Here is a 1,899-nt window from a genome sequence, read left to right as displayed (position 1 = left end):
CATGTATTAGGCACGCCGCCAGCGTTCGTCCTGAGCCAGGATCAAACTCTCCAATAAGTAGTTTGATTGCTCAAAATGATTGACTAGCATGTTTCTTTAGACGCTTTGTTTTGTTCAGTTTTCAAGGTTCAAATGTCCACTTCTTTTTTGAAGCGACTTTTTAAATATAACACAATGAGTTTTAAAAGTCAATGATTTTTTTGAAATAAATATCACTGCGATAACAATTCTTATTCTGTTTCGCAGCGACGATTATAAATATAACAAGTTTGTTACGAAAAGTCAACACTGAATTTTATTTTTTTACGATAACAATTCTTTCACCGTATAATATCTATGATATAACCCAATTCCTTTTGATTCGACTTCGACAACATGAATATATTTTTTTTCAATTAAATATTCTACTAAGATTACTAAATCAACAGAGTAAATACGAAGATCTTTATGTTCAATTATTTCTTGAATTGTCCAATAATCTTTCTCTTCTAATACTTCAAGAATATGACTTGCTCCAAGTTTCGTTTTCGAATGAATTAAAAAATCACTTGCAAGAAATAGTAGCTCTAAACGTTTATCTAATGTTTCTTCGCTTGTAATTAATTCTTCATATAACTTATATATTTCTGGTTCAATATGTTTCACTTGATTCCACACCGTTACTTCTGGATGAAATCCTTTTTCGATGACTGAAAGTCTTCCAAGATGATGTAAGGAGTGAATGACATGATTATAGGCATCTAAATATTGTTGGTGATCAAAAAATAATTTTCCATCCATATATCTTCGAATTAATTTTGCAAACTCCAAACCTATTTTTAATTTACGTCCTTCAAATGGAAATTCTTGTAGTTCTTGTTTTAAATTCGATAAGTAGTCATTTCTTTCAAATAAAATCTTCCCATTATATATCCAGTCAAATATTTTTCGATTCGATCCTAGAGTAATCCATTCACGTAATTGTTCTTCAGTAATTACATGCAATGCAGCTTTTTTATGTTCATATACATAATGTTTAATGAATACATTTGTTTCGCCCTCTTTCGTAATAACGAGCAAAACTGCATCAAATGTATCTGTGATTGGGCTATCGCTTTCTATTTTTTCAATAAGTAAAATTCCTAACGTTGTCGGTCGGCTGGCCCGCTCTTGATATAAAGGTCTTAAAATATCTTCCATACTAACTCCCCCGATAAATTAATAGATCTATTACGTCCATTATTCTTAGCCAGCAATCAATACATTGTCTATTTACCAAGTATACACGTAAATCGTAAAAATTGTTCAATGATTCAAAATTTCGACGTTTTTGACAAATTTCCTTTATTAAATTTTGAGCAAAATTGACACATTGATAAATAACTTTTTTCCTTCTATTATGGTATATTCCATATAGGAGGGAAAATCATGGCGAAATACTCAAACAAGATAAATAAGATAAGAACTTTTGCATTAAGTTTAATTTTCATTGGTTTTATTATTATGTATGTTGGGATCTTTTTTAAAAGTTCTCCTATCCTAATGATCATATTTATGATGTTAGGATTGTTATCAATAATAGCAAGTACCATTGTTTACTTATGGATAGGTATGCTTTCAACAAAAGCGGTTCAAGTAGTTTGTCCATCTTGTCAAAAGGTAACAAAAATGCTTGGTAGAGTAGATATGTGTATGTTTTGTCGTGAGCCATTAACGCTTGATCCTTCATTAGAAGGAAAAGAATTTGATGAAAAATATAATCGAAAAAAGCGATAAAATTTAGAGGATAGGAAAACAAGCGAGAAGGTGCTGTCGAAAATATAAAAGTGAAACCAAAATGCTAGTAGAGTAGAAAACTGATTTCAAAGGGACAGCTCATGCTGTCTCTTTTACTCTCAGCTTCCCCTCATCAAACCGTAC

Annotated in this window: 2 protein-coding genes; one reads left to right on the top strand and one right to left on the bottom strand. The window is 30.9% G+C overall.

The window, feature by feature from the left end; all coding sequences use genetic code 11:
* Positions 1 to 303: 303 nt before the first annotated feature.
* On the bottom strand, positions 304 to 1,179 hold the full coding sequence (locus AC3ASS_RS14070) for a nucleotidyltransferase-like protein (protein ID WP_488284135.1): 876 nt from the start codon (positions 1,177 to 1,179) through the stop codon (positions 304 to 306).
* Between the two features lie 228 nt (positions 1,180 to 1,407).
* Between AC3ASS_RS14070 and AC3ASS_RS14065 the strand changes: the two genes are divergently transcribed.
* Positions 1,408 to 1,755 carry a YgzB family protein gene (locus AC3ASS_RS14065; protein ID WP_488284134.1) on the top strand — a complete coding sequence of 116 codons (348 nt, stop codon included), beginning with the start codon at positions 1,408 to 1,410 and terminating at the stop codon, positions 1,753 to 1,755.
* Positions 1,756 to 1,899: the final 144 nt, after the last annotated feature.

The organism is Bacillus sp. JST-5, from assembly GCF_057747715.1.
The sequence above is the reverse complement of the archived record's forward strand: the minus strand, read 5'-3'. Positions and strand labels throughout refer to the sequence as shown.